Raw genomic sequence first — 23,339 nt, 5'->3', positions numbered from 1 at the left:
ATATGCACTTTGCCTCAAACGGCATCGTATGAGGAACTAACGAAACTGCGCCCGAAATATTCCTCCGGCGGACCGGCAGCCTGGCGTCTATTCACGATGGCTAAAATTTTGCGTGACGGAGACGGATACATAAACGGCGTCGCGCGTTAATGCGCCTATGGCTGACGGGCTCTTCCGTGAATCGTGGCCTCGCGGAAACGGCGAGATGGCGCGATTCATTCGCGAATATCCCTGGTCGGAAAGCCCGCTCGGGCCGATCGAGACATGGACGCTCAGCCTGAGGACGACGGTCGACCTGATGCTCGCCGCCGAAGCCCAGATCGTGCTTTTCTGCGGGCCGGAGTTTGTCGCGCTCTACAATGACGCCTACGCGCCGACCATTGGCGACAAGCATCCGCGCGCGCTCGGCCGTCCCGCCGAGGAAAACTGGTCCGAGCTCTGGACCGACCTCGAGCCGCTGCTGCGCGGAGTTCTCGAAACCGGCGAAACCTTCTCGGCCAGGGACCGGCCTTTCTACATCGAACGATCCGGCCTGGTCGGCGAGACGGTCTATTTCGACATCTCCTATTCCGCAGTGCGGGCGCAGGACGGCACGGTCGAAGCCGTGCTCTGCATCGTTTCGGAGACCACGGCCCGGGTGCTGGCGGCAGCAAAGGTGCGCGAAAGCGAGCAGCGGTTTCGCGCGCTGGTCAATGCTAGCTCCGACGTGGTTTACCGGATGAGCCCGGACTGGCAGGAAATGCATGAGTTGGACGGCCGCGGCTTCCTGTCGAGCGCCCAGGGGCCGGCGATCCGCTGGCGCGACGAATACCTGTTCCCGGAAGACCAGGCGAGCATCCAGGCGGCGATCGAGCGCGCCATCGTGGAGCGCGGCGTGTTCGAGCTCGAGCACAGGGTGCGGCGCGCCGACGGGTCCGCCGGCTGGACCACCTCACGGGCAATCCCGATCGTCGATGACACCGGCAGCATCCTGGAATGGTTCGGCATGGCCGCCGACATCACCGAAAAACGGGCGAGCGAACAGCAGATCCAACTCTTGATGCGCGAGGTGAACCACCGCGTCAAAAACCAGTACGCCGTGATCCTTTCCATGATCCGCGAGACGAGCAAACGCGCGACCGACCCGCGCGCGTTCGAACACCAGATCCGCGAACGGATCATGGCGCTGTCGCGCTCGCACGACCTCTTGGTGCTCAACGACTGGCGCGGCGCAGGCATGGCCGACCTTGTGCGCGAACATTTGCGGCCGTTCGGACACGAAGAGCGCATCTCGCCATCCGGGCCGGACGTGACGCTGCGGCTGAACGCGGTGCAGAACATCGGCATGGCGCTGCATGAGCTGGGCACCAACGCGACGAAATACGGCGCCCTGGCCGGCGACACCGGAACCGTGCGAATGGACTGGCGGGTAGCCCCGGCCCCCGAAGGCAGCGATTTCGAGCTGGTCTGGGAGGAACATTTTTCCGAACCTGCCGCGGCCGCCGATGCCAAGCCACACAAAGGCTTCGGCAGCGTCGTTCTCCAGCGCGTCGTCCCCACCAGCCTCTCCGGCCACGCCTCCATGGAACGGCTGCCTGGCCTCGTTCGCTGGACGCTTTCGGCGCCGCTCGCCAACGTGGTTGTCGCCCGCGGGGCGGAGCTGGACGGCGATGAGCAGATCGGCGGGCTGACGTGAAGGCGTTTGCATCCTGAGGAGGCGCCGCCGAGCCCTCGCCGTCCCGCCGTGGGCCGAATGGCCTGCGCTGCTCCCATTTTTTGCCTTCCCTTCCCGGTTTTTTTCGAACAGAAAAGCGCCAGCTTTTCTGTTCTGGACTCTGGATATTTGGACTCTGGATACTGGCTTATGGATTATGGGGCTTATCCTGGGCCTTAACCCACGGCTTATCCCAGCGCGGAATTCCGTCACGCGTCCAAAGGCTTAGGCTACGGGTCCTCAGCATGCCTTTGAAGCGCGTGCGCACGGGCCGGCGATCTCCTGTTGCTGTCTGGCCAACAGTGAACAAAATAGGAACAGAAATGTCAAGCCGGGCACCGCTGACGCGGCCGGCGATCGTCGCTTTGCCGCCATCGGCTTTCTGTTGCCGAGGCGCTTCAAGGAGGCAGGCTGGCAGCCCGCCGGGGTCTGATGGCAGAGAGATGCGGCTGGCCTGCTGCAGCCAGCCGCAGCCGGCGGTTTATGAATTCTTTGCTGCGGATGCGCTCTCCACATCATCCAGCCCCTTGGCCTTGTAGACGAGGTAGGAGATCGCCCAGGCGGCGATGAAGATGCCGATAATGGCGAAGCCCAGATTGTTGAAATTGTCGTTGAGCGTGCCGACGCCGTTCCAGAAGCCGCCCGACAGACCGAGCTTGTCACCGATCAGGCCGAGCGCCTCGATGCCGCCGATCAGTACTGCGACAAGGACCGACACCAGGGTGATCGTCATGTTGTAGTACAGTTTGCGGATCGGCTTGACGAAGGCCCACTCATAGGCGCCGAGCATCATCACACCATCGGTCGTGTCGACCAGTGACATACCGGCCGCGAAAAGCACCGGGAAGACCAGAATGGCTTCGAACGGCACGCCCTTGGCCGCTTGTGCCGCGGACACGCCGAACATGGCGACTTCGGTCGCGGTGTCGAAGCCAAGGCCGAAGAGGAAACCAAGTGGGAACATGTGCCAGCTGCGCGACACCAGCCGGAACATCGGGCGGAAGACGCGCGCCAGGAAGCCGCGATTGTTGAGCAGCAGGTCCAGGTCCTCCTCGACAAACGCCCCACCGGCCCGCACCCGCCGATAACTTCTGTAGATCGAGAAGAAGATGACGATGTTCATCGCCGCGATGGCGAGCAGGAAGAGTGCGGAAACGCCGGTACTGATCGTGCCGCCAATCTCCTGAAGGCTCTGGAAACGGCCGAGCAGGGACGTTGCCGCCGCGATAGCCGCAGCGACGATGACGACGATCGTCGAATGGCCGAGTGCGAAAAAGAAGCCGACGGAGACCGGCCGTTTGCCGTTCTGCATCAGCTTGCGCGTGACATTGTCGATGGCCGCTATGTGGTCGGCATCGACGGCATGGCGCAAGCCGAGGCCATAAATGACGAGAGCGACGCCAAGCAATGTCGGCTTGTCGTGGAAGGCGACGAAAGCCCACAGCCACGCCCCGACGTTGAGAATGGCGAGTGCGCTGTAGATTGTAATCAGCCTGGCCTTCAGGTCCGGCGCGGTTTTGTTCAGCATTTTCGATAGTTGGATCAGCATGGTTCTGCCTTTGACGTTGCCTGTCATCGCAGGGAACTCGCCCCGCCGTCCGGCCAGGCGCGCACACCGGATCACCCCGTCCGATGTTCTGCTTTGACGTCCATGATGGCAGGTCTCCTGGCTCGCGGATTCCCGCCGCTTTCGCCTTCCCGGCCCATGCAGCCAGTGGCATCGTGAAACCGGCACGCCGCTTACAGTTGCGGGGGCAGCCACGGCTTTGGATTTCTCCGCACCGCGTTCCCTTTTGATCCCCGAAGGGAACCATCGGCGCGAATTCGCCACACCGCGATTGGCCAGTCAATCAACAACTCCGACGGCCAGCGGCCTCTCACGCCATCGTGACGAAAGGGCTGCGCCCCCCCCCTCACACCCCCAGCGTCGGCTCGGTATTCACCTCCAGCGCCTCTTCCGCCTCGTCCTCCTCGCCAAGCACCTCGCCCTTCACCGGCAGTGCCCGTCCGATCCAGATCGGGTCGATAAGGTGGTCGCGCTTGGGGTTGGTGGTGTTGGGATGGATGAGGATGCTCAGGCCGCCATGGTTCAGCATCAGCCAGGGAACCAGCGTGGCAAAGATCTCGGTGGCGAAGGAGACCTGGTACATGGCTTGCTTGTGCGGGCCGACCGGCTCGTCGCGCCAATTGCCCAGGCGCACGCGGAAACGCTCTGCGATGCGCTGGCGAAGCCATTCGGCATGCTGCCGCTCGGCCTCCCCGCCGTAGTAGATATGGGCGTGATAGCTCGCGATCTCGGCGATCGGCCTGACTTCGTTCATCGCGATGCTCCCCTTCGATGATTTTTTCGCCCGGCGGAACTCTAGCCGAAGCGCGGGCGCCTTGTCTGCAGCCGGCCGCGGTCTGCGCCTGCGGTCGGCAGGGTTGTCGGATATTGCGCTCCCCCGCTCGGTCTCGGCTGCGCCGAGCCACCTCTCCCGTCCACCTTGTGGGGGCGAGGAATTGCCAAACCGCCGAGGTTGCAACCGGCAGGAAGGATGGCAATGGCCGTTCTGCCTTTGCCCTAAATCACCGCGGTGACCGTGCCCTTCGCATCTAGGCGACAGCCGACTTTCGCCTGCCTCACTTCGATGCCGCCTCGCCTGTCATAGTCTATGCGCACCTCGATCGGCGCGTTGAGCCCGCTTCGGCGTTGACGCAAGGGGCCGGCGCTGACCGTGTAAACACGCACGGCGCCGAGGGGCTTGGCGGCCGCCGTGATCGCGGCGCGACAGGCGCGCACTACGGCGGCCGGCGTGCCGGGTATCGCCTTCGGAGGTGACAGCGGCGCGATGCGATAGCCTTTGGTGACCCGCCGGAGGTCGCCGCCGGCGGATCTGGAGGGCCTCAGCACTGGAGGCAGCACAATGGTCTGCGTCGCGCTTTTGGCCAAAGCAGGGGCTGTCGGCACCGCGGCCGGGTTCTGCGCAGAGGCAGCCGATCCGCTGACGGCGGAAGGATCGTCGCCCGCGGCGGCGGCGCCCACGCTTGTCGACACGCCTGTGCTGGTGCTGCCCAGATTGCCGCCGGCATTGACGCCGAGCGATCCGCCGCCGGTCGATGCGCCGACGTTTGCGCCGCCGACACCGTCGGCACTGGCGCCCACGCCCGCCGACACGCCTTGCGAACCGGCGCCCAATCCGGCGCCCACGCCGATGCCGCCGACCTTGCCGCCCACGCCGACGTCAAGCGCCGAGGCAGGCCCGATCGGGATGGCGATCGCCAGCGCGGCTGCTAGGTATTTTTTCATGGCCAGACCTTTGTTCCAAGGCCAACCTTGTGTGGCTCCTCATCGAGCGTTCCGCTCGACAGCGGTCTGCGAAGCCTTCGTCGTGCGAATGCGTGCCGAGCGATGGCGACTTCTCGCCTTGCCAAGCATCGGCCTCGGCGGTGACCGGCGCGGCTGGAGGCCGCTCGAAAGACGAATGATAGAAAAGCGGTCTCGGCAACGCCAAGCACTGAAAAAGGCTTAGGACTTCTCCTTTCAACTTAGCTGTCGACAGCAGGGCAAGTTTGAGCTCGCCTACGCGCTGCTAACGGGTAACTTTCAAATTAGTTTCAACTAAAATGCAACAGAACAAGGACACCACCGTGCCAGCGCCGGTTGCTGATGCCGACGCCGGGCTCTCGTCGAAATGGCCGTCTCGCCTTCGCCGGGCCAATTCTCCCCCACTTCCTGGCGTGCGCGGGCCTGGAGGCTTGAGAGTCGCCCAGGGCGGCAAGGCGCCCGCGCTACCGGCTCGAAGCCGCAACGCTCGTCGCGCTGGCCGACAAGGACGCGGTGCTGGTCGGCCAGGCCGACCTGTTGCGATCGATGGTCGAGGGTGCGGCCGGCGATGCGATCCTGGCCAACAAGCGCGAGATCGAGACCGGCATCGCCGCCATCAGCGCCACATTGCGCGACAGGCAATCGTTCCTGCTGTGAGGGCCGGCTAGGCCTTGCCCCTGGAGCGCCTCACGCCTTTTGACTGGTGAGGCGCTCGAGCGCATCGACGATCAGGTCGCAGAATTTCGCATGGTCGAGCTTCATCGCCACGGTATGGCGGAAATCGACCTGCTCGCTCGCCGTGCCGCCGAAATGGCGCATGCCGCCCAGCTTCTCGAAATTGCAGACCGTCATGCCCTTGGTCCACCGTCCGGCAAGCTCGACGCGGATATCGGCCTTCTCGGTGGTGAAGACGCCTGCATCGATCATCGCCGCCACGCAGCAGGCGTCATGGACGGCGGGATGGGCTATCTGCAGCAGGCCGCCATGCGTGGTCGCGATGAACTCCCAGATATCGAGAATGAATTTGGCGATCGGGCCGCCGACAGCGCGCACCCTGTCCTGCAGGTCGGGGGTGGCCAAGGCCTGGTGCGTGAGGTCGAGCCCCACCATGGTGACGTCCCAAGCGGCGCGGAACACCACGTCTGCGGCCTCCGGGTCGGCATAGACGTTGAACTCGGCCGCGGGCGTGATGTTGCCGCGCGTGAAACTTCCGCCCATCGCGACGACCCGCTTCACCCGCTCGACGATGCGCGGCTCCTTGCGCACGGCTAGAGCGATGTTGGTGTAGGGCCCGACCGGCACCAGCGTGACGGTTTTCGGCTCATGCGCCATGACCGTCTCGATGATGAAGTCGACGGCATGGCGCTTGTCGAGCTCGAACGAGGCGGGCGGCAGCTCCGGGCCATCGAGCCCGGTCTCGCCGTGGATCTCGACGGCCAGCACCTGGTCGATGATCAGCGGGCCGGGAGAGCCTTTCGCCACCGGCACCTTTATGCCGTAGGCCGTGCATACGGAGAGCGCATTGCGCGTGGTGTTCTCGACAGTGTGGTTGCCCGAAACCGTGGTGATGCCGAGAAGGTCGATGTTCGGGTTGCCGGCCGCAAGCAGGATGGCGATGGCATCGTCGTGCCCCGGATCGCAGTCGAGGATGATCTTTTCCATGGGGGTCGCCTCTCCCTGGCCTGCGGCGATTACAGACCGGGGCCTCTGGTGACGTCAAGGTTGCCATCCGGACGAAGCGCGATCACCACAACTGACGCTCTTGCCGCCCCGCCCATAATGCCGCCCTCAGCGCGCCTGCCCGCCTCTCGCCCCGCTCCCCCACAGCGCCCGCGCGAACACGTTGCGCTTGCCCTTGCGCGGCGCCAGCTCCACATCGCTGACCAGCTTCGCGCCGCCCTCGCGCCGCTCCAGCGTGATCTTGCGGCTGTGGAAGGCTTCCAGCTCGGCGCGGTGGGCGACGCTGATGACGGTGACCTTCGGCAATGCCTGGACCACCGTCTGCATCATCTTGTCCTGGCTCTTCTCGTCCAGCGCCGAGGTCGCCTCGTCCAGCACGACGATGTCTGGCTCGTGCAGCAGCAGGCGCGCGAAGGCGAGGCGCTGCTTTTCGCCGCCGGAGAGCGTCTGGTCCCACGGCGCCTCTTCCTCGATCCTGTCCTGCAGGTAGCCGAGGCCGACCTTGTCGAGGGCGGCGTCGATCTCGTCCACCGTCCAGTTGTCGGCGGCGGCCGGATAGGCGACCGCGCGCCGCAGCGTGCCGGTCGGGATGTAGGGGCGTTGCGGCAACATGAACAGCCGCTTGCCGGCATGGAAATTGACGCTGCCGCCGCCCCAGGGCCACAGGCCCGCGACGGCCCGCACCAGCGTCGACTTGCCGGTGCCGGATTCGCCGGCGACCAGCACCCGCTCGCCCGGGTTGATCTCGACCTTCGTCTCGTTGACCACGCCGGTGCCGTCGTTGAGGGTGACGGAGAGATCGTCCAGGCTGAGCATGGCGCCGTTTTGCGTCTCGCCGCGCCGGATGCGCCCAAAGGACTCGCTCTCTTCGGCGCGCTCCAGCCCGTCGAGCGACATCATCAGCGAAGCGACGCGGCGCGCCGAGGCGTTCCAATCGGCCAGGCGCGGATAATTGTCGACCAGCCAGCCGAACGCGCCTTGCACGATGGCAAAGGCGGAGGCCGCCTGCATGACCTGGCCGAGCGACATCGAGCCTTCGAGGAATTTCGGCGCGCAGAGCAGCACCGGCACCACCGGCGCGAACAGCATCGACCCTTGCGAGACAATCGCGGTGCGCATGTGCTGTCCGGTCAGCAGCGCCCATTGCCTCAGCACATGGCCGAAATTCCTGTCGATTCCGCTGCGCTCCTCCGCCTCGCCGCCGAGGAGCGCGATGCTCTCGCCGTTTTCGCGCACGCGTGTCAGCGTGTAGCGGAATTCGGCTTCCGCCTGGTTCTTGCGCTCCGAAAGCTGCACGAAATGGCGGCCGATGACCACCATCGAGGTCGAGGTGATGGCGGCATAGATGACCGCGGTGACGACGAGGAAGCCGGGGATGGTGATGCTCTCGCGGCCGAGCGGCAAGGTGAGCGCGCCGCCGATGGTCCACAGCACGACGATAAAGGTCGAGGCCGACAGAAAGGCGTTGAGGACGCCGGAGATGAAATCGACGGGGGACTCGGTGGCGATGCGCAGATCTTCGGTGAGACGGGCTTCGGGGTTCGAGTGGTCGCCGGCGACGAGGTTCAGCTGATAGTAGCGGCCGCTGGCCAGCCAGCGCGCGATGACAGATGTGGTGAGCCAGGAGCGCCAGCGGCGCTGGATCGTCATGCGCAGATAGACCTGAGCGACGACAAGGCTGGCGCTTCCGGCGACCAGCGGCACGAAGACGGCGCTCAGCATATAGACGGTGTGGACATTGCGCTGTTCGATGGCGTCGAAGAAGGCGCGGTTCCAGACATTGATGCCATACTGGAAGCCGACATTGACGCAGATCAGCACCAACAGCCCAATCGTAAACGGCCATGCGAGCTTGTCGCCATTCCGGCCCCAGTAGCCGCGCCCGCTGATCCAGAACCGCCTAAAGAGGTACTTCCTGCGCGCCTGCTCGGCCTCCTCGGGCGTCAGCTTCGGACCGGGCTCGACGGATTCCGGCGGCGGCGGCGCCGGTTCGCCGACGGCCTCCGGCGTGGCTTCGGCCGGCTCCTCTTGCTCGGGCGATTGCTTCGGGGGCGACCTTTCTTCGCGGGGTCTTTCCGGGTGCAAGCTTTCCGGCGGCGACTTTTCCGGCCGCGTCTTGCCCGAGGGTGCCTTCGCTGCGCCCGTCTTTGCGGGGCGCGACTTCCCGGCACCGCGCGGCTGGGCGCCGTCGGCCGATCTTGGCTTGAGCTTTGCTTCAGACATCAGCCGACAACGGCTCAAAAATCAGAAGGTTTCACGATCTCGGCGAGAGATGTTGCCTGCCCGCTCGGGCCTCGACCTCACCTCACCCGGCAAAACCCCGCCGCGCGGCGGCCATGCCTTCCCACATCAGCTTGATCCCGAGCGCGCCGACCACGGCGCCGGCGGCGCGGTCGATCCAGTGCTTGGTGCCGAGATAGGCCGCGCGCGGCCGGCTGGAGGAAAAGGCGAAGGCGACGACCGCGTACCAGACGAATTCGTTGAGGAAGAGCAGCGGCGGCAGGACCAAGAGCATCCAGAGCGGCGGCGAGGCCGGCAGCATGGCCGCGAACATCGAGGCGTAGAAGATCGCCGTCTTCGGATTGGCGAGCTGGACCAGAAGCGCGCGACGCAGCGCCCGCCAGAACGAGCCGGCGCGCGCCGAGGCATCGTTCGCGATCTCGATCGGCTGATTGGCGCCGCGCCAGATCTTTATGCCGATCCACAGCAGATAGGCGCCGCCGGCGACGCGCAGGAAAATGTCCAGCCAGGCGACCTGGACGAGCAGCGCGGTCAGGCCCGCGACCGCGATGATGGCGAAGATGAAGCCGCCGATGCCCATGCCGATCGCCGCCGCTAGGCCGTCACTGCGCTCGCCGGCGACCGCGATACGCGAGACGACGACGAAGCTCGGCCCCGGGCTCATCGCCCCCAGCAGGAAAACGCCAAGGATGGAAAGGATGGTTGCAATCTCGGACAATACTTCCTCCGCAGGTCGGCTGCAATTCCCTGCGCAGTACAAAGCACGCGCCGCACGCCTTGTCACCATCCTGGCGGGCGATCGGCGAGCGCGAGCATGCCGAGACGGCGTCTGGTCAGGCAGGAGCCGCGCCCTATGTCTTCCGCGGCCCGTCCAGCCATCGGGCGAAACACCGCCTTTTGCAGAACAAGCGGCAGTTGCTTGGGTTGGCAGCCGTGTTCTGCAGTCGTACGGTATATGGCGGAGGTGCCTCTGCACACGGGGAGACTTCAGATGAAAGCTGCCGCAGAACGCGACCCTCGCAGGCGCGAGCTTTTGAAGGATCACGGCCCAGCCGGACTGGCCGCGAAGTCTGTTTCCGGCCGCGCCGCAGCCCAGCGGCGCCGACGACGCGCCGCCCACAGTCAAGACGTCCCGCCGATCCGTTCGCGCCAAGCATGATCCGTTCCAGTGCTTTCCTTCCCTAGACCGAGGCGAGGCCGCTCGCCGCTCTGGATAGGCTTGATCGCAACGCTCTCGGGCTGCGCAGGCGGGGTGCTCGACCCGCAGGGCCCGATCGGGGCGGGCAACCGCACGATCCTGCTCAACTCGCTGGCGGTCATGCTGGTCATCGTCATTCCGACGCTGGTGGCGCTGCTTTTGTTTGCCTGGATGTTCCGCGCCTCCAACCGCAACGCCCGCTACGAGCCGGAATTCACCTATTCGGGCCGCATCGAGCTGATCGTCTGGTCGATCCCGACCCTCACCATCCTCTTCCTCGGCGGGCTGATCTATTACGGATCCTACCATCTCGACCCGCGCCGGCCGATCGCCTCCAGCCAGCCGCCGCTCGACATCCAGGTGGTGGCGCTCGACTGGAAATGGCTGTTCCTCTACCCCGACCAGGGCGTCGGAACGGTCAACCAGCTGGTCATCCCGGCCGGCGTTCCCGTACGTTTCAAGCTGACCTCGGCCAGCGTGATGAACACCTTCTTCGTGCCGCAGCTCGGCAGCATGATCTATGTCATGAACGGCATGCAGACCGAGCTCAACCTGCAGGCCGATCGCGAGGGCAGCTATCTCGGCCTGTCGGCGCATTTCAGCGGCGACGGCTTTTCCGACATGAATTTCCGCGTGCGCGCCGTCCCGCCCGACGAATTTGCGCGCTGGGCCTCTTCGCTGCATGGCAGCGGCGGCGTGCTCAACGCGCGCGCCTATGGCGAGCTTGCCCGGCAGAGCATCAACGTGCCGCCGGCCTCGTTCGGCGTCGTGCAGGACGGCCTGTTCGACGCGATCGTGCGCCAGACGCTGCCGCCCGGTCCGGGTCCCGCCGAAACCGCCGCCGGCGAGCCGCAGGTAAGCCCCAAGGCCCAGCCCAAGGCCGGGACGCCGGCGCCTGCCCAACAGCCGCAGCCGAAAGCGGGAGGATGACGATGCTCGGCAAGCTCGACTGGTCTGCCATTCCCTTCGATGAGCCCATCCCGCTGGGCGCCGCCCTCATCGTCTTCCTGGCGGCCGCCGCGGTGCTGATCTGGGTCACGGTGAAAGGATACTGGCCCTATCTCTGGGACGAATGGATAACTTCGGTCGACCACAAGCGCATCGGCGTCATGTATATCGTTCTGGCGGCGCTGATGCTGCTGCGCGGCTTCGTCGATGCGGTGATGATGCGCACGCAGCAGGTGCTCGCCATCCACGGGCCCGGCTACCTGCCGCCCGAGCATTACGACCAGGTCTTTTCGGCCCACGGCACGATCATGATCTTCTTCGCCGCGATGCCCTTCGTCATCGGGCTGATGAACTTCGTCGTGCCGCTGCAGCTCGGCATCCGCGACGTCGCCTTTCCGACGCTGAATTCGGTGAGTTTCTGGCTGACGGCGACCGGCGCGCTCCTGGTCAACATCTCGCTCGTCGTCGGCGAGTTCGCCCGCACCGGCTGGCTGCCCTATGCGCCGCTGTCGGAGACGACCTACTCGCCGGGCGTCGGCGTCGACTATTATCTCTGGTCGATCCAGATCTCCGGCGTCGGCACGCTGCTCACCGGCGTCAACCTGGCGACCACCATTCTCAAGATGCGCGCGCCGGGCATGGGCTATCTGCGCATGCCGATGTTCTGCTGGACATCGCTCGCCTCCAACCTGCTGATCGTCGCGGCCTTCCCGATCCTCACCGCCACGCTCGCCATGCTGACGCTCGACCGCTACCTCGGCTTCCATTTCTTCACCAACGAAGCCGGCGGCAACCAGATGATGTTCATGAACCTGATCTGGGCGTGGGGCCATCCGGAGGTCTACATCCTGGTGCTGCCCGCCTTCGGCATCTATTCCGAGATCTTCTCGACCTTCTCATCGAAGCCGCTGTTCGGCTACCGGTCGATGGTCGCGGCGACGCTGTTCATCTGCATCGTCTCCTTCATGGTCTGGCTGCACCACTTCTTCACCATGGGCGCCGGGGCCGACGTCAATGCCGCCTTCGGCATAGCCACCTCGGTCATCGCCGTCGGCACCGGGGTCAAGATCTACAACTGGCTCTTCACCATGTATGGCGGGCGCGTGCGCTTCGACACGCCGATGCTGTGGGCGCTGGGCTTCGTCACCACCTTCATCATCGGCGGCATGACCGGCGTGCTGCTCGCGGTTCCGCCGGCCGACTTCATGCTGCACAATTCGCTCTTCCTGGTGGCGCATTTCCACAATGTGATCATTTCGGGCGTGTTGTTCGCCGCCTTCGCCGGCTTCACCTACTGGTTCCCGAAAGCCTTCGGCTTCCGGCTGCACGAGGGCTGGGGCAAGGCCGCGTTCTGGTTCACCCTTGCCGGCTACGTGCTGGTCTTCGTGCCGCTCTATATCGTCGGCCTGCTCGGCATGACCCGCCGTCTCCAGCATATCGACATGGACCTGTGGACGCCGTGGCTGGTCGTGGCGGCCTTCGGCATTGCGGTGATGATCGTCGGCGCCGCCTGCCAGGTCGCGCAGCTCGTCGTCTCGATCAGGCATCGCGACGAATTGCGCGACGAAACGGGCGACCCCTGGGACGGCCGCTCGCTGGAATGGTCGACATCCTCCCCGCCGCCCTTCTTCAACTACGCGCGGCTGCCGCATGTCGAGAACGAGGAACCCTACTGGACCATCAAGCAGCGGGCGATGGAGGAGCAAAGGCCCGGCGAGGACGAAAGCTATGAGCCGATCGAAATGCCGCGCAACAGCCCGACCGGCTTCGTCACCGCCTTCTTCAGCACGCTGATCGGCTTCGCCCTGATCTGGCACATCTGGTGGCTGGCGATCGTAGGCTTCATCGGCGCCTATATCACTTTCGTCGTCTTCGCCTGGCGAGAGCACGGCGACTACGAAGTCTCCGCGGAGGAAGTCGAGCGCATAGACCGCGACGGCAGGGCCGCACAGCTTGCCTGGCTGCGCAGACGGGAGCGCGTGGCATGAGCGACATCACGGCCGGCAGCGCGGCGCGCGATCCCTACCGGGTTGGACGGTCCGGCGGGCATGGCCATGGGGGACACGGTCATGGGGGTCACGGCCATGCGGGACACGGCCATGGCCTGCTCTCGGCGACCGGCCACGGCCAGGGCGGCCCGGCCTCGAAGTTCGTCACCGTGGCCTACGGCTTCTGGATCTTCCTCCTGTCCGACATCATCATGTTCTCGGCTTTCTTCGCGGCTTATGCGGTCCTGTCGACGGCGACCGCCGGCGGGCCATCCGGTAAGGAGCTGTTCGAGCTGCCGCGCGTTGCGGCGCAAACGGGGCTGCTGCTCACATCGAGCTTCACCGGCGGGCTGGCGACGCTCGCGACGCATCGCCGGTCGATGGCCGCCACGCAGTTCTGGCTTCTGGTCACCGGCCTGCTCGGTGCCGCCTTCCTGTTCCTCGAGGTGCAGGAATTCGCGGTGATGGCGAGCGAGCAGGCAGGCCCTTCGCGCAGCGCCTTCCTGTCAGCCTTCTTCGCCCTTGTCGGCTGCCACGGTACCCATGTCGGGCTCGGCCTGCTCTGGCTCGGGACCATGATGGCGCAGCTCTGGGTGAAGGGCTTCCGGCCGGAAATACTGCGCCGGCTCCACTGCTTCGGCCTGTTCTGGCACGCGCTCGACATTATCTGGGTCGCCATCTTCACCCTGGTCTATCTCTTGGGAGCGTCGCCATGAGCGACATCGACAGCCGGACCGACGAGGAACTCGACCGCCGCGATTCGGCGCCGGGCGAGGAGCGCATCACCGAGCACGAGTTGGCGGGAGGGCTGTCGGGCTACCTGCTCGGCTTCGGCCTCGCGATCCTGCTGACCATCGCCTCTTTCCTCGCCGCGCAGACCGGCTTGATCTACCAGCCGGCGGTGATCTCGGCCCTGGTGGTGCTGGCGATCGCGCAGATGGGCGTGCATCTGGTCTTCTTCCTGCACCTGACCACCGGGCCCGACAACACCAACAACGTGCTCGCGCTCGCCTTCGGCGTGCTGATCGTCGCGCTGGTCGTGATCGGCTCGGTCTGGATCATGGCCCATCTCAACCTGAACATGCCTCCGATGAGCGCCCATCAGGCCAGGATGATGCCATAAGGCGGCTCAACCCGCCGGCAGAGGCGTTCTCCCGCGTGGGTCGCCACCGTCACAGCCGGCCGATCGACGTCATGACCCCATGCCAAAAGCATGGGGTCACATCGATGTGAGAGGGTTTTATAGACTTCCCGCTGGTCAGTGAATGCCGATGCGTCGCGTCACCTGACCGTTGCTTTCCCAGTAGGTATGCTTCTTGGCGATGACGGGATCGTCCATTGCCGGTTGGACCTGCCCTCCAGTGCTAACGGCGCGCGAGGTGACTGTGTGCTCCCCGGCGGAGGGCTTGGGCCAGTCGACGGACCATATCTTCCAGGCGAAGTCCGCCTTTTCGGTTTCATCGATGGTCGCCGGCATCCATGGGCCGTCATCGATCTTCACCTCGACCCGCTCGATCGGCGCGCCCCAGGCCGCTCCGACGATCCGGTAATCATTGCCGATATGAGTGACCCGGGCCGGCGCAGACTTCAGACGCGCCCGCCCGACAGAGGTTTCCATCCATACCGTCTCTCCGTTGTGCTCCTCCTCGCGCAGCGTGACATAATCGCGTCCCATGAACTGGTTCACGAAGCGTTGGTCCCTCACTTCGATACGCTTGAGCCATTTCACGTTCGCGATCCCGTACCAGCCCGGCGCAATCAGCCGCAGCGGGAACCCGTTATCGGCAGGCAAGGCAGTGCCGTTCATCTCGTAGCAAAGGATGTTTTTGGGGTCCAAGGCGTCGGCGAGCGACATGCTGCGCGCAAAGTTCTGCGTGAACTTGACGTCGTCGGCTCGCTTGATTTCACCTTTATCGGTGCCCCAGAAGACAACCTCGATACCACTGTCGAGGATCCCGACCTCCATAAGGATCGGGGCGAGCGGCGTGCCCGCCCAGCGAGCATTGCCAATCCCGCCATTGAAGAACGGTAGGCCAGTATTGCCCGAACATTCGACCGTGAACGTGACTTCCTGGCGCGGTCGAGCCTTGATGTCGGCGAGCGTCAGGGCTGTCGGCTTTTTGACGGAGCCGCCAATTTCGAGCTTCCACGTGCTTTCGTCGATGACCGGCCGGTCGAAATGCGCGATTGAGAAGAACTTGTCGTTGGGCGTCACCCAGGAATCGAGATCCTCCCACACCAACTGATTTTTGATGACTTGCGGAACCGGGTTTGGCGGCAGCTGATCGAGCCATTTGATGACTTCCTCGCCGGCCCGGGTTGGAAAAGCATAGGCAATCCGCGATTGAAAGGACGCCAGCGCCACGAGGGTTGCCCCTCCTCGAACCATGAATTCACGTCTGGGAAGGTAATGCATGATCACTTCTCCTCCAGTGAAAAGCTCAGTTCTCCTTCAGTGAGTAAATGCGAATAGCGACCGCGATCGCGCAAAGCAGAAGCCGGACGCGGCGGGCAATGATGAGAGCGCGTGGAACACCCCCCGAGTTGGAAGTGCGCCCTAGTTGAAGCGACGTCTCCCGCTCTCAATGCGCCGGCGTGTCAGGTCCGAGCCGGCGGTCTTCAACTATACGCCCTATCTGTCGTCGTGGCGAGGCCAAGGGCTGGCATCTTCGCATCAGGACTCGATACCTGCATCGTGCTCCAAGCTTGAATGCCGCCGACTGTTGGTGCGTTGCATCTCGTGAGCGGCATGGACCTGGTCAGCACCGATGTCAGCTCTGAGGCGTTGCCGATCCTGCCAAAGTCCGACCCGTGACGTCCCACCAGGTCTTGACGAAGATCGGCGGGCCTGTTTGAGACTCGCGGTCAAATGGGGACACTTGCTCCACGGGGAGACGAACAGGCGGTGGGCAGGCTGTGAGGCGCGTTTTTCGATTGCTTGCCGCGGCGATCCTGGCGGCCGGCGTGGCCGGGTGCACCAGCATTTCCTATTACGCGCAGTCGCTGGAGGGCCATGTTGAGATCATGGCGGCGCGCAAGAATGTCGGCAAGCTGATCCGCGACCCCGCAACGCCGGAGGCATTGCGCGTCAAGCTGACGTCGGCGAGCGCCATACGCCGCTTTGCCACGGATGAACTGGCGCTGCCCGAAAACAGCAGCTACCGCAGCTATGTCGACATCGGCCGGGACGCTGTGACCTTGGCGGTTTTTGCCGCGCCGCAATTCTCGCTCACGCCCGTAACATGGTGCTTTCCGGTCTTCGGCTGCGTTCCGTACCGGGGTTACTTTTCCCGGAAATCGGCGGCAGAGAGCGCTGCCGAACTGCAGCGGCAGGGGCTGGACGTCTACGTCTCGGGCGTCACCGCATATTCCACGCTCGGATGGTTCAGCGATCCGCTGCTCAGCACCATGCTGCGCCAGGACGACACCTATCTCGCAAGCCTGATCTTCCATGAGCTGGCGCATCAGAAAATCTATGTGAACGGCGACTCCGCGTTCAACGAGGCTTTCGCGGTTTCGGTCGAAACCACCGGCGTCAGGAAATGGCTCCGCGCCACCGGCAATCGCGCCGGGTTGCGCCGCTACGAAGCCAATCGCAAGCGGAGCGCCGATTTTCTCGGACTGATAGCGAAAACCCGGGACGAGTTGCGGCAAGTCTATGGAAGTCCGCGTAGCCCGCAGCAGATGGCCGCCGCCAAAGCAGCCACGATCGACAGGCTGCGGATGCGCTACCGGCGCATGCGCGATACGCGCTGGGCCGGATACCGGGGCTATGACCCCTGGTTCGATAGCCCGATCAACAACGCAAAGCTCGCCGCGACCGCCGTCTATGGCGAACAGGTCCCGGCGTTTCTTCGCCTGTTCGACTTGTGCTCCGGCGACTATCCAAGGTTCTATGCTGCCGTTCGAAGCATCGGGAATTTGCCCGGACCTTCGCGTGCCCAGGCGCTGAAGAGCGTGGCGGCGTGCGATTGACCTGAACAGGCAAGGGCCGGCCGCGCGTACCGACATGAGCGAAGCCAACTCGGGCAGCCAATCACATCGGCCGATTGCCCTTAGGCAGCCGCGCGGTGCCGCCACGCCCCAAAAAGCCCCTTGCGGAGCCTCGTCGCAATAGCGGCGCCCGGTCGGCGCGCGGCCCTAGCTCGAAAACGTCACGGTCACGCCGCGCTGGCGGAAATAGGCCTGCATCAGCTTGCGGCCCGCGCGGTTGTTGTGCGCCAGCTTGGCCGGCTCGAACACCGCCTGTTTCAGCCCTTCCCGCGCCATCGCCGCCTTGAGCGTCGCGATATGCGCATCGATGTCGGCGTTGTCCGCGCGGATCGAGGCATAGATGCTTTCGGTCGCTTCGGCCACGGTCGGTTCGCTCACTTGTGTCGTCCTTCGGTTGATTGCGCGGCGGCTTAACCGGGCCTGAAAACAAAAACAAGGCTCCATGGGGCGCCTTTACGCTGGGTGCGATCGCGTCGGCGTAGGCGATTAAGCCGGAAAAACATTGTCGCACTCACAGCAGAACCTTGCCCTATTCTCCCCGCCAGCTGCTTGGCGTCCAACGGCTACGAAGTGAGCGCCAGCCACGCCGTGCCGAAGACCAGCGTCAACAGCGTCAGCGGCAAACCGACCTTGAAGAAAGCTGCGAAAGACAGCTCCTTGCCCGCCGCTCTTGCCTGCTCAGCCACGATGAGGTTGGCGACCGAGCCGAGCAGCGTGAAATTGCCGGCGAGCGTCGAGCTCATCGCCACGACCAGCCACGCGCGGTGGGGGTTTTCGAGGCCCGGGATGAACGGCCTCAACGCCAGCACCGCCGGCACATTGCTCATGACGTTGGAAAGCACCGCGGTGAAGCCGGAGAGCCGCCAAACATCGTCGAGACCCATATTCTTCGCCGCGGCGATCATGTCGGGGGTGAGCAGCGTGCGCTCCGCGCCCGCCACGACCACGAACAGTCCGGCGAACATGAAGAGCAGCGGGCCGTCGATCTCGCGGTAGATGCGGTGCGGCTTGATCGCGCGGGTGACGAGCAGGAAAGCGCCGGCAATGAGCGCCGCCTTGGCGACGGGCACGCCAGCGAAGAAGGCGAACGCCAGCACCACGCAGACGATGGTCGCCTTCAGCACCTGTCCCGGCAGCATGCGGCCGCGATAGACCTCGGGGCTGAGCTCGGCGGGGCGAGAGAATTCGCCGCGGTAGACGATGCGGACAATGACGATGGCGGCGACAAGGCCGAACAGCGCCACCGGCGCGAGCGCCGCCGTGAAGGCCGGATAGGAAATGCCCGAGAGCGCGCCGATGACCATGTTCTGCGGGTTGCCGGTGATGGTGGCGACGCTGCCGCAGTTGGAGGCCGTGCAGGTGGCGATCAGGTAGGGAACCGGGTTGCGCCGGATGACGCGGGTGACGTGGACGACGATCGGCGCCATCACCAGGCAGATCGCGTCATTGACCAGAAAGGCCGAAAGCACTCCGGTCAGAAGCGTCACCATGACGAGCAGCATGAAGGGCGCGTGCGCATGCTCAATAGCGAAGCCGCCGAGCGCCCGGAACGCGCCCGACACTTTCAGATGCGCGACCACGATCATCATGCCGAGCAAAAGCGTGATCGTGTCGAAATTGATGGCGCGGTAGGCATCCTCCATGCCGATCGCGCCGATCGCGATCATGGCGGCGCCACCGAGCAGCGCGATGCCGGCGCGATCCAGCCTGAAGCCCGGAATACGGCCGACGGCAACGCCGGCATAAGTGGCTACCAGGATGAAAAGCGCTCCCGCACCGGTCCATGTCATTGCAGGAAATCCCGTTGCCTGCCCGCGCCCGACGGAATCTGCTCGGGCGCCCTTTGCCGGACGAGCTTTAGCAACGGCAGCGCAAAGGGAAAGGGTCGAGGGATGAAACTTTCGTCATCCGCCCGGGGCTTTTATATCTCGGATGGCTAATGTAATGTCTTGAGAAAAACAGGACCGACAATCCAGTCGTTGGGGACTAAATGGATGAACGCGGTCGTTGAAGCGGAGCATCGCGTCTCGCCAAACGAGAATCTGATGCCCTCGGCGGAATGCCGGCGCTGCCATGGCGCCAGGAAAATTTTCATTTGCGACCGCTGGGTCGCCTCCAACGGCCATTGCTGCCCGGAAGGAACGCACCGGCTGAGCTGTCCGGGACACAGTGTGATCTGCCTGGAATGCGGCGGATCGGGAGGCCAGAATGCCTGACCGGGTTCTTACCGACGTCGCGCTGACGGTCGCTTCGTCGTCCGTCCGACCGCGACAAGGCCGGTTGCGCAGACATCCTCATCGGCGTCGTTTTGCTGTTCAAAAGCCTTGCGGTGTTCCGGCGGCGAGCCATATTCGTACCGCAAAAGCGATCACTGAAAGCTGGCGCCTCCATGAAAAACCTGACGACCGCCCTTGTAGCCGGCACGATATTATGGACTGCGGGCGCCGCCGATGCGCGGCCCGACACACGCGCCATGACTTGTGGCGAGACGCAGGCGCTGATCCAGCGCCGGCATGCCGCGGTGCTGACCACCGGGCCCAACACTTATGATCGTTTCGTGCGCCAATTCGGCAATGAGTGCGACTGGCCGGAAGTCCCGATGTCGGTCGCGGTTCCGACCCGTGACGGTCCATGCCGCGTCTACCGCTGCGAGGAACCGGTCTTCGACTTTCCCGGTTGAGCGACGTTCCGACCGCGCTGTGGAACAGTTGAGGCAGCATGCGAATTGTACCGGATGGTGACACCAATGTCCCGGCTGCAGGAGGAACGGCCATGTTCGACGATGTCATGCGTAGCGGCAGCTGCCTGTGCGGCGGTGTCCAGTTCCGGGTGACCGGCGAGCCGCTGAGGGTGGGACTTTGCCATTGCAAGGACTGCCGCAAGACCAGCGGATCGGCGTATCAGGCCTTTGCCATATGGCCGCGCCAGGCATTCGAAAGCGCGGGTATCACCAGCACTTATGGCGGGCGAAGCTTCTGTCCAACCTGCGGCAGCCGCTTGCCGTCGGTTCGCGAGGACGAGGCCGAGGTGATGATCGGCAGCCTGGATGTCGTACCGACCGAAGGGCTTGAGCCCAGCTACGAATTGTGGATCGGTCGGCGCGAGCAGTGGTTGCATCCTCTGCCCGAGGCGAGCCAATTCGAGCATGACAGGACCGTCGCTGAGTCGGCGGCCGATGATGCCGAGCCGGAGACCGTGCGCGAGCCGTATCGCAAATCAGCCTAAATGCTGAATGGCAGTAAGGCTTAAGTCGCAGAGCAAGGACGCATCGGTCCAGCGAGCCGGCGCCTATGCCCGTAAACGACCGGACGCTGACCGCGAGGGCCTTGTCTTCTTCTGGAAGTCGGGCATTTTCAACCAACGGTCGGTTTGCCGGCGCGGCAGCGGCCGCTAGCATCCCCGGCGCGGCGAAAACCTTTTGGAGGCCGCTTCGGCCGGCGCGGCTCAGGCAACACCAGCATTGCCGCGCCGGCCTTACAAGATGGACAGTATGTCCAGCCCAGGCGTTGCGTCCGGGGGAATACAACTTTTGATTTGTTTAAGTTCGAAAGCTTCCTTCTCGCGTGAAGCACCGGCTTCATTTGCGACACGGAAATGAAAATTGTTTCGGCCAGAGAAAATTTTTCACGAAACGTATTTCCTGGATGATGCCAACTATGCGGCGTAGCTATGCAAGCAAGCGGCAGGCCCAATCATTTTCCTGCCTTGTACAAAAACTCACCTTTGTTTCTTTTCGATTTTAAGACATAGTACTGGCGAATCCTGAAACCGAACGGGGCGGTTTTCATGACACTGGCGCCTCAACGCAGCCGCAACCTGCATATGCGGTATCCACCGATCGACGGGTTTTGGACCTGGGACATCAAGCGCGACCGCATCTATGGGGACGCGAATCTGTCCGCTTATTTCGACCTGACGCTCGAGGAGTTCTCGCACGGCGCGCCGCTGGAGCGGTGCATGCAAAGCATAGAGCGGGACGATCGGCCGCGGGTTCGGCTGGCGATCCGCAAGGCGATCGAGCGCAGGTCAGGTTTCCGCGAGGTCTACAAGGTCCGCTCGGAAAAGATGGGGCTGCGCAAAATCCTTGCCGTCGGCCAGTGCTATGTCGATGACATGGGCGAGGCAGCGCTCTATCCCGGCTGGTTCATCGACCTGACGCAGGATGCCGCGGGCGAGGATCACTCGCTGCGCGAAATCCACGACCATGTCGAGCAGGCCAGGGAAATCGCGCAGTCGATCGAGGACGACATGCTTTCCTACCTGCTGGACAACATCGAGGAAGAGATCCTGCAAAGACTTGGCGAGAGATCGAGGAGGCGCAAATCGTCCTGAGGCGATCTTTGTCGGTTTCTCGGCCGGGTTCCGGGCTAGCTTCTGGGCGGAAGCCTGCCGCGCCTGCCGATCTCGGCCGTCACCATGCGCGCGAAATGCGAGTGGGGCGAGCGGCGCTCGATAAGCTTGGCTCGCTCGAGGGCAGCGTCGCCGTAGAATTCGATCAGCACGTTGGCGGCCTTGGCGGCATCGGCCTGCAGCCTGCCGAGATCGGCCTGTCCGCTCCCGCGCGCGGGCTCGCTCCTGGCAATCACGTCAAGCATGGCTTGCAGCTTGTCGGGAGTGCTGCCCTCGTCTTCATGCATATTCGCCATCCGATTGGGGGCGTAAAATATCGACATTTTCGCGCGATGTGCAACAGCTTCATTGATCGAGCGCAGGTGCAACCGGGCGCAGCCTGGCCGCGAGCGAGCCGACAACATTCGTACAAGTATAGTCAGCCAAACTTCCACGCAGACATTGGGGGCACCGATGGACCAGCCGAGCAAAATGGAAAACCTGCAGTTTGCGCAGGGGATCTTGCGCGAGCTTCGCCAGAAGGCTGAGGCCGACGGCGAAAAGCTTCTGACCTATCTCATCGACATGGCTTACCTTGAAGCCAGCGACCGCATCCGAGCCCATTGGATCGGCCATGAAAACGAGAACCGCCGGGCCAAGGGCTAAGGCCACTGTTCCAGCCGGAGCATGCCGGCGAGGTGCGGGCTTGCGCCCGGAACGCAAGAAAGCCCGCCATGCCTTTCGGCACGGCGGGCGGGATCCTGACTGAAGGGCTGCGCAGCCCTATTTTTATGATGCGGCGGCCTTTTCGCGGACGGGAAGCTTCCAGCCCGGCCGGACGAAATGGCAGGTGTAGCCGTTGGGGTAGCGCTCCAGATAATCCTGATGTTCCGGCTCGGCCTGCCAGAAGGCACCGGCCGGAGCGAGCTCGGTGACGACCTTGCCCGGCCAGAGACCCGAGGCGTCGACATCGGCGATGGTGTCTTCGGCCACCCGCTTCTGCTCGTCGCTGGTATAGAAGATCGCCGAGCGGTAGCTCATGCCGACATCGTTGCCCTGACGGTTCCGGGTCGTCGGATCGTGGATCTGGAAGAAGAACTCGAGCAGCGTGCGGAAACTGGTCTTGGTCGGATCGAAGACGATCTCGATCGCCTCGGCATGGGTGCCGTGATTGCGGTAGGTTGCGTTCGGCACGTCGCCGCCGCTGTAGCCGACACGGGTGGAGATCACGCCGGGCAAGCAGCGGATCAGATCCTGCATGCCCCAGAAGCAGCCGCCGGCAAGGACCGCGCGTTCGGAAGAAGCCATGTCAAACCTCCTTGGATTTCTCCATAAGTGGGGATTGTGGCCCGCTTCTTCCAGCGGCTCAAGCGGCAGGAAAAGGGCGCCTGGAAAAGGGCGCCTGAAAAAGGCGACGGGAAGGCGCCTGGAAAAGGGCGACTGGCAGGGAAACTAACCGAACCACGGTGCCCCAGTCTGCGCCGATTGCTCGCCGGTCGGCAAACCGGCGGGCCTTGGTGCTGAGCGCGAGCTTCACTTAGGCCCTTTATCGCCCCTGCCGTTGTCGCCTCCGCCATTGTTGCCCCGGCCGGGATTCCCCCGGTCATGGCCATGGCTTTCGCCACCGAGGCAATTGGCGTCGCCGACGCCGCAGCAGCGGCCAGCCCAGAGCTTGTTGGTCGGCGTGTTGTCGCATTCGTAGATCTGCTGGCCGGCCATCGCGGATCCACCCAGGGTGGATACGGCCAGGGCGGCGAGAAGTGCATTGCGAAGGATTGCAATCATCGAAAATCTCCATGGATACACGGGTGTTCATTTGCACCGATGCGTCGCATGGCCACGCGAATTGGTTCATCGCGATTGGCAGAATTCTTGCCGGCCGATGTCGCCAATGCTCGAGATCGATCGGCACGGCTCCCATTCCGCGCCGCTCATTCTTCTGGTAAGGGCCTGAAGCGCCGC

The 23,339-nt window shown here is 64.1% G+C and carries 23 protein-coding genes and 1 riboswitch; of the genes, 11 read left to right on the top strand and 12 right to left on the bottom strand.

The window, feature by feature from the left end; genetic code table 11:
* The first annotated feature begins 205 nt into the window (after positions 1-205).
* A complete protein-coding gene (locus P9228_RS25350; protein WP_278056130.1) occupies positions 206-1,675 on the top strand; it encodes an HWE histidine kinase domain-containing protein in 1,470 nt (489 codons plus the stop codon).
* 499 nt (positions 1,676-2,174) lie between these two features.
* On the opposite strand, the gene P9228_RS25345 is transcribed toward P9228_RS25350, so the two are convergent.
* The 3 genes from P9228_RS25345 to P9228_RS25335 all read right to left on the bottom strand — a co-directional run bounded on the left by P9228_RS25345 (position 2,175) and on the right by P9228_RS25335 (position 4,982).
* Positions 2,175-3,242, bottom strand: a complete 1,068-nt coding sequence (locus tag P9228_RS25345) for a HoxN/HupN/NixA family nickel/cobalt transporter (RefSeq protein WP_278056128.1) — start codon at positions 3,240-3,242, stop codon at positions 2,175-2,177.
* A gap of 89 nt (positions 3,243-3,331) precedes the next feature.
* Positions 3,332-3,523, bottom strand: a riboswitch (cobalamin riboswitch).
* 83 nt (positions 3,524-3,606) lie between these two features.
* Positions 3,607-4,014, bottom strand: coding sequence for a DOPA 4,5-dioxygenase family protein (locus P9228_RS25340; protein ID WP_278056126.1), 408 nt, complete (start codon positions 4,012-4,014; stop codon positions 3,607-3,609).
* A 242-nt stretch (positions 4,015-4,256) separates the two neighbouring features.
* Positions 4,257-4,982: a hypothetical protein gene (locus P9228_RS25335; RefSeq protein WP_278056124.1), complete on the bottom strand. Its 726-nt coding sequence runs from the start codon at positions 4,980-4,982 to the stop codon at positions 4,257-4,259.
* A gap of 531 nt (positions 4,983-5,513) precedes the next feature.
* On the opposite strand from P9228_RS25335, the gene P9228_RS25330 reads away from it, so the two are divergent.
* Positions 5,514-5,657 carry a hypothetical protein gene (locus P9228_RS25330; RefSeq protein WP_156752689.1) on the top strand — a complete coding sequence of 48 codons (144 nt, stop codon included), beginning with the start codon at positions 5,514-5,516 and terminating at the stop codon, positions 5,655-5,657.
* Between the two features lie 30 nt (positions 5,658-5,687).
* Here P9228_RS25330 and P9228_RS25325 read toward each other — a convergent pair whose 3' ends face one another.
* The 3 genes from P9228_RS25325 to P9228_RS25315 all read right to left on the bottom strand — a co-directional run bounded on the left by P9228_RS25325 (position 5,688) and on the right by P9228_RS25315 (position 9,585).
* Complete coding sequence (locus P9228_RS25325) at positions 5,688-6,662, bottom strand: nucleoside hydrolase (RefSeq protein WP_278056122.1); 975 nt, start codon at positions 6,660-6,662, stop codon at positions 5,688-5,690.
* 126 nt (positions 6,663-6,788) lie between these two features.
* Complete coding sequence (locus P9228_RS25320; RefSeq protein WP_278056120.1) at positions 6,789-8,903, bottom strand: ATP-binding cassette domain-containing protein; 2,115 nt, start codon at positions 8,901-8,903, stop codon at positions 6,789-6,791.
* A gap of 82 nt (positions 8,904-8,985) precedes the next feature.
* A complete protein-coding gene (locus tag P9228_RS25315; RefSeq protein WP_164763758.1) occupies positions 8,986-9,585 on the bottom strand; it encodes a LysE family transporter in 600 nt (199 codons plus the stop codon).
* A gap of 555 nt (positions 9,586-10,140) precedes the next feature.
* On the opposite strand from P9228_RS25315, the gene cyoA reads away from it, so the two are divergent.
* The 4 genes from cyoA to cyoD are packed head-to-tail and all read left to right on the top strand — an operon-like array spanning position 10,141 to position 14,178.
* A complete protein-coding gene (gene cyoA / locus P9228_RS25310) occupies positions 10,141-11,049 on the top strand; it encodes a ubiquinol oxidase subunit II (protein WP_278056117.1) in 909 nt (302 codons plus the stop codon).
* Positions 11,050-11,051: 2 nt separating this feature from the next.
* Complete coding sequence (cyoB, locus tag P9228_RS25305; protein ID WP_164748482.1) at positions 11,052-13,055, top strand: cytochrome o ubiquinol oxidase subunit I; 2,004 nt, start codon at positions 11,052-11,054, stop codon at positions 13,053-13,055.
* Positions 13,052-13,771 carry a cytochrome (ubi)quinol oxidase subunit III gene (locus tag P9228_RS25300; protein ID WP_127214672.1) on the top strand — a complete coding sequence of 240 codons (720 nt, stop codon included), beginning with the start codon at positions 13,052-13,054 and terminating at the stop codon, positions 13,769-13,771. The genes cyoB and P9228_RS25300 overlap by 4 nt, the downstream gene beginning before the upstream one ends.
* Positions 13,768-14,178, top strand: a complete 411-nt coding sequence (gene cyoD / locus P9228_RS25295) for a cytochrome o ubiquinol oxidase subunit IV (RefSeq protein WP_066997081.1) — start codon at positions 13,768-13,770, stop codon at positions 14,176-14,178. The genes P9228_RS25300 and cyoD overlap by 4 nt, the downstream gene beginning before the upstream one ends.
* Before the next feature lie 135 nt (positions 14,179-14,313).
* Here the strand turns inward: cyoD and P9228_RS25290 are convergent, their stop codons facing one another.
* The gene (locus P9228_RS25290; protein WP_095802585.1) at positions 14,314-15,471 is read right to left on the bottom strand and encodes a sulfite oxidase; all 1,158 of its coding nucleotides are present in this window, start codon (positions 15,469-15,471) and stop codon (positions 14,314-14,316) included.
* 500 nt (positions 15,472-15,971) lie between these two features.
* Here P9228_RS25290 and P9228_RS25285 point away from each other — a divergent pair, with 500 nt between their 5' ends.
* Positions 15,972-17,030: an aminopeptidase gene (locus P9228_RS25285; RefSeq protein WP_278056113.1), complete on the top strand. Its 1,059-nt coding sequence runs from the start codon at positions 15,972-15,974 to the stop codon at positions 17,028-17,030.
* A 165-nt stretch (positions 17,031-17,195) separates the two neighbouring features.
* On the opposite strand, the gene P9228_RS25280 is transcribed toward P9228_RS25285, so the two are convergent.
* Together P9228_RS25280 and P9228_RS25275 are read right to left on the bottom strand one after the other, a co-directional pair.
* Positions 17,196-17,426 carry a hypothetical protein gene (locus P9228_RS25280; protein WP_067325155.1) on the bottom strand — a complete coding sequence of 77 codons (231 nt, stop codon included), beginning with the start codon at positions 17,424-17,426 and terminating at the stop codon, positions 17,196-17,198.
* 185 nt (positions 17,427-17,611) lie between these two features.
* A complete protein-coding gene (locus tag P9228_RS25275; RefSeq protein ID WP_278056110.1) occupies positions 17,612-18,838 on the bottom strand; it encodes an anion transporter in 1,227 nt (408 codons plus the stop codon).
* A 599-nt stretch (positions 18,839-19,437) separates the two neighbouring features.
* Here P9228_RS25275 and P9228_RS25270 point away from each other — a divergent pair.
* The 3 genes from P9228_RS25270 to P9228_RS25260 all read left to right on the top strand — a co-directional run bounded on the left by P9228_RS25270 (position 19,438) and on the right by P9228_RS25260 (position 21,380).
* Entirely contained in the window at positions 19,438-19,728 is a 291-nt protein-coding gene (locus P9228_RS25270) for a hypothetical protein (RefSeq protein ID WP_067325244.1), read from the top strand.
* Positions 19,729-19,820: 92 nt separating this feature from the next.
* Positions 19,821-20,273 (top strand): GFA family protein, encoded by a 453-nt coding sequence (locus P9228_RS25265; RefSeq protein ID WP_067325159.1) that lies wholly within the window; start codon positions 19,821-19,823, stop codon positions 20,271-20,273.
* Positions 20,274-20,834: 561 nt separating this feature from the next.
* Positions 20,835-21,380 carry a hypothetical protein gene (locus P9228_RS25260; protein WP_095824462.1) on the top strand — a complete coding sequence of 182 codons (546 nt, stop codon included), beginning with the start codon at positions 20,835-20,837 and terminating at the stop codon, positions 21,378-21,380.
* 35 nt (positions 21,381-21,415) lie between these two features.
* On the opposite strand, the gene P9228_RS25255 is transcribed toward P9228_RS25260, so the two are convergent.
* Positions 21,416-21,685: a hypothetical protein gene (locus P9228_RS25255; RefSeq protein WP_127246804.1), complete on the bottom strand. Its 270-nt coding sequence runs from the start codon at positions 21,683-21,685 to the stop codon at positions 21,416-21,418.
* A 61-nt stretch (positions 21,686-21,746) separates the two neighbouring features.
* Here P9228_RS25255 and P9228_RS25250 point away from each other — a divergent pair, with 61 nt between their 5' ends.
* A complete protein-coding gene (locus P9228_RS25250) occupies positions 21,747-22,043 on the top strand; it encodes a hypothetical protein (protein WP_127215688.1) in 297 nt (98 codons plus the stop codon).
* A gap of 123 nt (positions 22,044-22,166) precedes the next feature.
* Here P9228_RS25250 and msrA read toward each other — a convergent pair whose 3' ends face one another.
* Together msrA and P9228_RS25240 are read right to left on the bottom strand one after the other, a co-directional pair.
* The gene (gene msrA, locus P9228_RS25245) at positions 22,167-22,685 is read right to left on the bottom strand and encodes a peptide-methionine (S)-S-oxide reductase MsrA (protein ID WP_278056106.1); all 519 of its coding nucleotides are present in this window, start codon (positions 22,683-22,685) and stop codon (positions 22,167-22,169) included.
* Between the two features lie 225 nt (positions 22,686-22,910).
* On the bottom strand, positions 22,911-23,162 hold the full coding sequence (locus P9228_RS25240) for a hypothetical protein (protein WP_095824463.1): 252 nt from the start codon (positions 23,160-23,162) through the stop codon (positions 22,911-22,913).
* Positions 23,163-23,339 lie beyond the last annotated feature (177 nt).

The organism is Mesorhizobium sp. WSM4898, from assembly GCF_029625845.1.
Lineage (GTDB): Bacteria > Pseudomonadota > Alphaproteobacteria > Rhizobiales > Rhizobiaceae > Mesorhizobium.
This window is presented reverse-complemented; position numbering and strand designations above follow the sequence as displayed.

Excerpts from the sequence above, each read along its gene's own strand:
- cyoB (WP_164748482.1), top strand. The coding sequence starts at position 11,052 with ATGCTCGGCAAGCTCGACTGGTCTGCCATTCCCTTCGATGAGCCCATC.
- P9228_RS25270 (WP_067325244.1), top strand. The coding sequence starts at position 19,438 with ATGAAAAACCTGACGACCGCCCTTGTAGCCGGCACGATATTATGGACT.
- P9228_RS25275 (WP_278056110.1), bottom strand. The coding sequence starts at position 18,838 with ATGACATGGACCGGTGCGGGAGCGCTTTTCATCCTGGTAGCCACTTAT.
- P9228_RS25340 (WP_278056126.1), bottom strand. The coding sequence starts at position 4,014 with ATGAACGAAGTCAGGCCGATCGCCGAGATCGCGAGCTATCACGCCCAT.
- P9228_RS25255 (WP_127246804.1), bottom strand. The coding sequence starts at position 21,685 with ATGCATGAAGACGAGGGCAGCACTCCCGACAAGCTGCAAGCCATGCTT.
- P9228_RS25350 (WP_278056130.1), top strand. The coding sequence starts at position 206 with ATGGCGCGATTCATTCGCGAATATCCCTGGTCGGAAAGCCCGCTCGGG.
- P9228_RS25335 (WP_278056124.1), bottom strand. The coding sequence starts at position 4,982 with ATGAAAAAATACCTAGCAGCCGCGCTGGCGATCGCCATCCCGATCGGG.
- P9228_RS25290 (WP_095802585.1), bottom strand. The coding sequence starts at position 15,471 with ATGCATTACCTTCCCAGACGTGAATTCATGGTTCGAGGAGGGGCAACC.
- P9228_RS25315 (WP_164763758.1), bottom strand. The coding sequence starts at position 9,585 with ATGAGCCCGGGGCCGAGCTTCGTCGTCGTCTCGCGTATCGCGGTCGCC.
- P9228_RS25325 (WP_278056122.1), bottom strand. The coding sequence starts at position 6,662 with ATGGAAAAGATCATCCTCGACTGCGATCCGGGGCACGACGATGCCATC.
- P9228_RS25260 (WP_095824462.1), top strand. The coding sequence starts at position 20,835 with ATGACACTGGCGCCTCAACGCAGCCGCAACCTGCATATGCGGTATCCA.
- P9228_RS25320 (WP_278056120.1), bottom strand. The coding sequence starts at position 8,903 with ATGTCTGAAGCAAAGCTCAAGCCAAGATCGGCCGACGGCGCCCAGCCG.
- P9228_RS25265 (WP_067325159.1), top strand. The coding sequence starts at position 19,821 with ATGTTCGACGATGTCATGCGTAGCGGCAGCTGCCTGTGCGGCGGTGTC.
- P9228_RS25240 (WP_095824463.1), bottom strand. The coding sequence starts at position 23,162 with ATGATTGCAATCCTTCGCAATGCACTTCTCGCCGCCCTGGCCGTATCC.
- P9228_RS25300 (WP_127214672.1), top strand. The coding sequence starts at position 13,052 with ATGAGCGACATCACGGCCGGCAGCGCGGCGCGCGATCCCTACCGGGTT.
- P9228_RS25345 (WP_278056128.1), bottom strand. The coding sequence starts at position 3,242 with ATGCTGATCCAACTATCGAAAATGCTGAACAAAACCGCGCCGGACCTG.
- msrA (WP_278056106.1), bottom strand. The coding sequence starts at position 22,685 with ATGGCTTCTTCCGAACGCGCGGTCCTTGCCGGCGGCTGCTTCTGGGGC.
- cyoD (WP_066997081.1), top strand. The coding sequence starts at position 13,768 with ATGAGCGACATCGACAGCCGGACCGACGAGGAACTCGACCGCCGCGAT.